A 7,970-nucleotide genomic window follows, 5' to 3' on the forward strand; every position below is an offset into this window, starting at 1 on the left:
GAAAGGTCCTGTCCCGATACTCACTAATTTTCATAGAAAGATAGCAACAAGGAGGATATCATGAGATTTATTGATATAGAGGATTACAACCCACAGGCCATGCAATTGGCAATGCCTGTTTATGATCGGATGAGACGGATCCTTTTAGCAGCAGGACGTACAATTCATCCTAACTATTTGGAACGTATTAAAGAAATTGGAGTAACAACTCTTGTGGTAGAAGATGCTGAGTCATTTGGAATTACATTGGATGAAATGCTGGACATGCCAACTTGGATGGATATAATTGCTGTTGTGCAAGAAGCATTTGAAGATGTGAAAAAAGGAAAAAGATTAAATGTTGTAGCTATTCAAAAAGCTGCCATGACTCTTATCCATGAAGTAAATGCTCTTAAAACGATCATTTTAATTCCAACAACCTCTATTTCAGAAGGATTGGAGAAATATGCTCACTCTGTAAACGTAGCATTGTTATGTTTACAAATATCAAAGCAAATGAGTTATTCTCCTGTTCAGTTAAGAGATCTTGCCATAGGGGCGTTGCTGCATGATATCGGAAAGGCTGTAACAGATCAAGAAGCAGAACATCCTGCAAAAGGCTTTGAGGTGATTAAGGAAAGTCGCGAAATTAGTTTACTATCTGCTCATGTTGCTTTTCAACATCATGAGCTATTAAATGGAAAAGGCTATCCTAGGGGACTTAAGGACAAAGAAGTATTAGAATTTCCGCAAATTTGTGGGATAGCAAACTTGTATGATCGTATGCTTTCAAATCAAAAACTGCCTCCACATGAAGCGTTAGAATTGATTATGACAAAAAGTGATGATGAATATTCTCACAAAGTAGTTCAGGCATTTGTGAACAGTGTTCCTTCTTATCTACCAGGTACAAAAGTGGAGCTCTATACAGGTGAGCAGGCGATTGTGATAGGAATAAAAACTCATTTACAACGACCAGTTATTCGCTTTTTAGAAAGTGGAAAAGAATTGAATCTTGCAGAAAATCCTTCGGTTTTAATATCAAAAGTTATTAATTAGTGGAAAAGCCCAGAGTCAAACGTAGACTCTGGGCTTTTTTGGCTTACAAAAATGATATAACGCAAGAAAGAGAGGGATTGTTTCATAAAAACAAGAAAGTTCAAAAAGAGATGAAGATTTTGTTAACAATGTAAATGATTGGATATATAGGTATTTTCATATAATATACTAGGGCGAAAGGAGGGTAGAAAAATTTATTTGAAAATTTTTAGGAGGAATGTTGAGTGTGGAAGTAAACGTAAATAATAACCTAAGGATCATGAAGAGAACTAGAAAAAGCAGAAAATTAGATGTGTTTGTTATTATTTTTTCTTTCTTAGTTATTGGGGGTGCAGTATATCTTACTAGCGGCAATACTGGTGGAAGTGCCCCAACAGGCTTTGAGAGGATCGAAGAGTTGACGGTTGAGGAAACAATGAACAGAGCAAACCTAGATATTCCTGAGCTAAAAGAACTTCCATTTACACCAAGTAAAGAAGAAGGCACCTTACTTATCACGAAATTTGGTGGTAATCAGGAACATCATCGGGTAGAGTTACATTTTATCAACGAAGAAACAAATGAGGAATTATATTATATTGCTTCTCAGAAAGAACAGGACTTATTAGAGTATGAGCAGTTACAAGTGGAAGAAATGGAGCTTGCTAATAAAAGAATGGGAAAATATGCTGAATTGGATATTGGAGAAGGCATAGAGTGTTTGGAAAATGGAGCTGTGTATGGACTATATCATCATATGTTAAAAGGTCAGGAACCATTAGGAGCTGATGTGATGGTTGAAATGGCTAATTCTTTAAAGTAATTCACATGAAAATGAATGCGTTTTCAAAGGAGTGGATCTGATAAATTCCCATCAGGTTCATTCCTTTTTAAATGAAGAAAATTTTAAAAAAGTTAATAGAATAAAGTGTTTTCGACAATATTAGCTATTGACAAACCAATAACAACTCTTTCCAAAATTAATTCTGTCAACATTGTGTCAGACAAAATATAGTTTAGTTTAAATTGTTTTGTTGTTGTAATCGCTTTATTATTAAAACAAGAAAGTACACATATTACAAAGAGGTGACAATATAATGGAAACGACTCAAAACAAGGGCGATTTTCGTGTTAAAGTTCAACGTTTTGGTAGTTATTTAAGTGGCATGATTATGCCAAATATAGGTGCATTTATTGCATGGGGTATTATTACAGCTTTATTCATTCCTACAGGTTGGGTACCAAATGAAACATTAGGGGCTTTAGTTGGTCCAATGATCACATATCTTCTTCCACTATTAATTGGTTACACTGGTGGTAAGATGATCTATGACGTACGTGGTGGTGTCGTTGGTGCGACAGCTACAATGGGGGTTATCGTTGGTGCGGATATCCCGATGTTTTTAGGTGCAATGGTTATGGGTCCACTTGGTGGATATTTAATCAAAAAGGTTGATGGACTATTTAAAGATCGAGTTCGTCAAGGCTTTGAAATGTTAGTAAACAACTTTACAGCTGGAATTTTAGGTGCCATTTTAACGATTATTGCCTTACTAGGTATTGGTCCAGTTGTTGAAGGGTTAAACAAAGTATTAGCAGGTGCGGTTCAAGGTATTTTTGATGCAGGCTTACTTCCATTAGCAAGTATTTTCATTGAGCCGGCAAAAGTTTTATTCCTTAACAATGCAATTAACCACGGTATTTTAAGTCCGATTGGTATTGAGCAAGCAGCAAGTGCTGGTAAATCTGTTTTATTCTTACTTGAATCAAACCCTGGTCCTGGTTTAGGTATTCTTTTAGCTTATATGTTCTTTGGCAGAGGTTCAGCGAAACAAACAGCTCCTGGTGCAGTGATTATTCACTTCCTTGGTGGTATTCATGAGATTTACTTCCCGTATATCTTAATGAAGCCTATGTTACTTCTTGCAGCAATCGCTGGTGGAATTAGTGGTGTATTCACATTCACAGTTTTCAACGCAGGTCTAGTAGCAAGTCCATCTCCAGGTAGTATTATTGCATTACTTGCAATGACGCCAAAAGGTGGCTACGTAGGAGTTCTTCTTGGTGTAATTGTAGCAGCAGCAGTATCTTTCTTAGTTGCATCACTTATCTTGAAAACAAGTAAGCAAAAAGATGAAGACTTAACAGCAGCTACTGAAAAAATGGAAGCAATGAAAGGTAAAAAGAGCTCTGTAAGTGGTAACTTAACAGGTGCTGAAGTAACAACTGAAGCAACTTCAACTGAAGAGTTTGATTTTGGCAATGTGAAAAAAGTCATCTTCGCATGTGACGCAGGAATGGGTTCAAGTGCGATGGGTGCCTCAATTTTAAGAAATAAAGTAAAAAAAGCAGACATTGAAGGTGTTGACGTAACGAACACATCTATCAATAACATCCCAGCTGATGCAGACATCGTTATTTCTCACAAAGACTTAACAGATCGTGCAAAAGCGAAGTTGCCAACTGCTTATCACGTATCAGTTGATAATTTCTTAAACAGTCCGAAATATGATGAGATTGTTGAAAAGTTAAAATAATTAGGGAGGATGCGATTACTTTGGGTAGCGCATCCTTTTTATACTTTTAGGTGTGAAATGTTGGGGGGGCGGCGCGGAAGTTATCGGGAATTGTCTAATCGAAGATCAATTTTGATAATCGAAGATAAACATTCATAAACCGCAGATAAGCAGCATTTTTGAAGCAGTATGCAGGAATATGAAGTTGGGCAAGGTACATATAAAACAAGCATTTATTCACTAATTAAATAATGTCATCATCATACCTGAAAAAATTGCTTTTTCTATCTTTTGAAACTACATACTAGCTACATTTATAATTAAACTATGTCAATAACTCATGTTGAAACGAGTTGATGAGAATGATTGTTTCCGCTAGGGAGCGCCTTATTCTTCAATATTTAATTGAAGAAGCAAATCAGGAAGTGACGATTAAGGAGCTTGCTGACATAATTGATGTAAGTGAAAGAACAATACATAGAGATCTGAATAATATTGAGTCTGTGTTACAAGACTTCAAACTCCAGTTGGTAAAGCGAGCTGGAATTGGAATTAAAATTACTGGAGATGAAAGTTGTCTTCATGAATTAAGAGTTTCAATTCAAAAGCAGGATTATAAGGAATACACACCTGACGAGCGAATGATGGTTGCACTTTGTACATTATTAGATCATCAGGAGCCAATAAAACTTCAATCATTGGCGAACGATCTTGGAGTGACAACGGCAACAATCAGTCATGATCTTGATAAATTAGAGCCATTTGTGCAGGAATATGGATTGAACTTAATTCGAAGAAGAGGTTATGGAATAGAGATAACCGGAGCGGAAGAAGCAAAGCGTAAGGCAATCACTAGCTTGATTTCTAACCGGTTTGATGTTCCTGACTTTTTACGAATGGTTCGAGAAAATATTGAAAGAAAATCTACGAATAAAATTGATTCCATTTCAGAGCGACTGCTAGGTCTCGTTCAAAAAGAAAAACTTATAATAATAGAAAATCTAATTAATACGATTAATTCACGCTTGCCATATCCATTAGCCGATAGCTCCTATGTTGGATTAGTTGTACACCTTGCACTTGCGATTGAACGAATTCAACGTGGTGAAAACATTACGATAAAACGCGAATATCTCGATCAACTGAAGGAATCCCGTGAGTTTGCTTTTGCGAATGAAATTGCGATGAAGCTTGAAGAAACCTTTAATATTGATATCCCTGAAGATGAAAAAGGGTATATTACGATGCATCTAAGGGGGGCAAAGCTTCGATTTGAAGGTAAGATGGATATCCAGAATGAAAATGTCGAGATTGCCTATCTTGTGCAAAGATTGATTGAGCAGGTTGAAAAGCTTACAGGCAAGGGGTTAAAGCATGATCAGTCTCTATTTCAAGGCTTGCTAGCCCATCTTCAGCCCGCAATTTATCGGCTAAAACAGGGGATGAAAATTACTAATCCACTTCTTCAAGAAATTAAGCGAGACTATCAAGAGCTTTTTCGCGTTGTTCAAAAAGCTGTAAGTGTAAGTCTTCCGTTTGAAAAGGTGCCTGATGAAGAGATTGGATATTTAGTTTTGCACTTTGGGGCAGCCCTAAATAAACGAAAAACCGTGAAAAAATTAAAGGCATTAATTATTTGCTCAAGTGGTATAGGAACATCAAAGATGCTTGCCACACAGATTAACAATCAATTTCCGCATATTGCGGAGCTTAAGAACATATCTGCATTTGAATTGAGAGATATTAATGTTAGTGAGTATGATCTGATTCTTTCTACCATTCCTATAGAAGACATTTCAAGTGATTATTTGCTTGTTAGCCCAATACTAACAACAGATGAATTAAATAAAATAAAAGATTATATTGAAGAGAAAGGTTTAGAAATAGCAACAAGTCCAAGTTTTTATGAGGAATTGAAAGACGAGGAAGAGCTAACATTAACCTTTGATCAGTATCAACAGTTTACGAGAAAGTCACACATTTTACTAAAACTTTTAGAGGAATTAGAAGTTTTTGAAATGAAAAATACAGAACATCTAAGGTCAATCCTGGTACCTGTTAGTGAGAGGTTAAAAGAAAAAGGGTTCGTTCATAATGAGAACGATATTGTGGAAGCTTTGCTACTGCGAGAACATGTTGGTGGGCTAGCGATACCTGAAACAAACCTAGCTTTATTTCATGCCAGAAGCGAGACAGTTGTCCGACCAGGCTTTCATGTTCTTAACCTCCATCTCCCGGTCATGTTACGGGCGATGGACAATGAAATGCTCGAGGTTTCAAGAATTCTTTTACTCATTGCGCCTGAACATGCAGATGCTGAGGATTTGGAGATTATGAGCTTTATCAGTGCAAGCATTATTGAATCACAAGAAAGTATTACCATGTTTGAAACGGCTGCGAAAAGTAGTCTTATTCAATATATTAGTCAAAAATATTTTACAAACTTTGTTCAAAACCTAAGGAGTGTTCATTAATGAGTATTTTAAACCAAGAAAATATCATATTAAATCAACAATATAGCGATAAAACAGAGGCAATTAAAGCAACAGGTCAGATCTTAGTAGACAAAGGGTATGTAGAGCCTGCTTATATCGAAGCCATGTTACAAAGAGAAGAATTATCTTCAACGTTCATGGGTAACTTTGTTGCCATTCCACACGGAACAGAAGAAGCAAAATCAGCTGTTCTTAACTCAGGTTTATCTGTTATTCAAGTACCTGGTGGGGTTGACTTCGGCAATGGTAACACAGTAAAACTTCTAATCGGAATCGCAGGTAAAGGCGACGAGCACTTAGACATTCTTTCTAAAATTGCCATTGTTCTTTCTGAGGAAGAAAATGTTGAAAAACTTGTTCAAGCACAAACGAAAGAGGAAATCATTCAACTTCTTAGCGAGGTGAACTAACTTGAAGGCGATTCACTTTGGTGCCGGTAATATCGGACGCGGCTTTATCGGCCTACTTCTTCATCAATCTGGCTATTCTGTTAAATTTGTGGATGTAAATGAAGCATTGATCGATGAATTAAATAAGGAGAAATCATATCGTGTGATGCTAGCAAACGAAGAAAAACAGGAAACTGTTGTTGAAGGAGTTTCAGGCATTAACAGTCAGCAATCTCCAGATGCAGCTGTGGAATCAATATCAACAGCTGATATCGTAACAACTGCAGTTGGTCCACATATCTTAAAATTTGTGGCCCCTTTAATTGCAGAAGGCTTGAAAAAACGTAAGGAAATCGGTGGGGTAGCACTTAACATCATTGCTTGTGAAAACATGGTTGGTGGAAGCAGTGAGCTTAAAAAGCATGTGTTAGAAAAGCTGAATGAAGAAGAACAAGCATGGGTGGAAGAACATATCGGCTTCCCGAACTCTGCAGTAGATCGTATCGTACCAAATCAAAACAACGAACGTCTTTTAGATGTCCTTGTTGAGCCATTCCATGAATGGGTGATTGATTCTACACAAATCAAGGGTGTACAGCCGAAAATTGAGGAAGCACTTTTCGTTGAAAACCTTTCAGCATATATTGAACGTAAACTGTTTACGGTGAACACAGGGCATGCTGCAACTGCTTATTTAGGTAACTTGGCAGGTCTTAACACCATTGCTGAAACAATTGCGAACGACAATGTGAAAAAAGATGTATTAGGAACACTTGGTGAAACAGGTAAGGTGCTAGTGTCAAAATACGGTTTTGACGCAGATCAGCATCAAACGTACATTGAGAAAATCATCGGTCGCTTTGCCAACCCATATATTGTCGATGATGTTCAGCGTGTTGGAAGAGCACCAATTCGTAAGCTTGGACCGAAAGACCGACTTGTGGCACCAGCATTAGAATTCTTAAATGAATTCAATGAAGTGCCAGAGAACCTTGTAAAGATTATGGCAGCGGCATTACAATTCGTATCAGAAGAAGATCAGGAATCTTTAGAGCTGAAACAAAAAATAGAAGAAAAAGGTGCAGCAGCTGCATTTAGTGAAATTGCAGGCTTAGCTATGGATCACCCATTGGTTGAGAAGGTAGCGGAGAAATTTTAATCGTATTTTGAAAAAGTAAGTGTCGCCACTTGAAGATGGCGACACTTTTTTGTCTTTTGGAGATGTTTATTCTTGTTGAATGATTAATTTTTTATTCCGATTCTGGCGGTATCGGGACAAACGCTAGTGCTACGAGTGGATTTCTGTCCCGATACAGGGGGTATTGGGACAAACGCCAGAGCTATGAGTGGATTTCTGTCCCGATTCAGGAGGTATTGGGACAAACGCTAGTGCTATGAGTGAATTTCTGTCCCGATTCAGGAGGTATTGGGACAAACGCCAGAGCTATGAGTGGATTTCTGTCCCGATACAGGGGGGATTGGGATAAACGCCAGAGCTATGAGTGGATTTCTGTCCCGATTCGGAGGGTATATGGACAAACGCCAGAGCTATG

General features: G+C 37.5%; 6 protein-coding genes. All 6 read left to right on the top strand.

Annotated features, from left to right (window positions below; genetic code table 11):
- Window positions 1-60: 60 nt before the first annotated feature.
- The 6 genes from COD11_RS11985 (at window position 61) to COD11_RS12010 (ending at window position 7,576) form a co-directional block, all read left to right on the top strand.
- Window positions 61-1,038: an HD-GYP domain-containing protein gene (locus COD11_RS11985; protein ID WP_098797153.1), complete on the top strand. Its 978-nt coding sequence runs from the start codon at window positions 61-63 to the stop codon at window positions 1,036-1,038.
- 226 nt (window positions 1,039-1,264) lie between these two features.
- Window positions 1,265-1,840 (top strand): hypothetical protein, encoded by a 576-nt coding sequence (locus tag COD11_RS11990; protein ID WP_098797154.1) that lies wholly within the window; start codon window positions 1,265-1,267, stop codon window positions 1,838-1,840.
- 274 nt (window positions 1,841-2,114) lie between these two features.
- Window positions 2,115-3,554, top strand: a complete 1,440-nt coding sequence (locus COD11_RS11995) for a PTS mannitol transporter subunit IIBC (RefSeq protein WP_442920002.1) — start codon at window positions 2,115-2,117, stop codon at window positions 3,552-3,554.
- Between the two features lie 341 nt (window positions 3,555-3,895).
- A complete protein-coding gene (locus COD11_RS12000; protein ID WP_176551061.1) occupies window positions 3,896-6,007 on the top strand; it encodes a BglG family transcription antiterminator in 2,112 nt (703 codons plus the stop codon).
- Window positions 6,007-6,438, top strand: a complete 432-nt coding sequence (locus COD11_RS12005) for a PTS mannitol transporter subunit IIA (RefSeq protein WP_098797157.1) — start codon at window positions 6,007-6,009, stop codon at window positions 6,436-6,438. The genes COD11_RS12000 and COD11_RS12005 overlap by 1 nt, the downstream gene beginning before the upstream one ends.
- 1 nt (window position 6,439) lies before the next feature.
- A complete protein-coding gene (locus COD11_RS12010; protein WP_098797158.1) occupies window positions 6,440-7,576 on the top strand; it encodes a mannitol-1-phosphate 5-dehydrogenase in 1,137 nt (378 codons plus the stop codon).
- Window positions 7,577-7,970: the final 394 nt, after the last annotated feature.

Origin of the sequence: Bacillus sp. AFS040349 (genome assembly GCF_002577655.1) — a bacterium.
Classification (GTDB): Bacteria; Bacillota; Bacilli; order Bacillales; family Bacillaceae; genus Metabacillus.

What these genes read in the sequence shown, in the direction of transcription:
- COD11_RS12005 (WP_098797157.1), top strand. Translation starts at nt 6,007, where the DNA reads ATGAGTATTTTAAACCAAGAAAATATCATATTAAATCAACAATATAGC.
- COD11_RS12000 (WP_176551061.1), top strand. Translation starts at nt 3,896, where the DNA reads ATGATTGTTTCCGCTAGGGAGCGCCTTATTCTTCAATATTTAATTGAA.
- COD11_RS11995 (WP_442920002.1), top strand. Translation starts at nt 2,115, where the DNA reads ATGGAAACGACTCAAAACAAGGGCGATTTTCGTGTTAAAGTTCAACGT.
- COD11_RS11985 (WP_098797153.1), top strand. Translation starts at nt 61, where the DNA reads ATGAGATTTATTGATATAGAGGATTACAACCCACAGGCCATGCAATTG.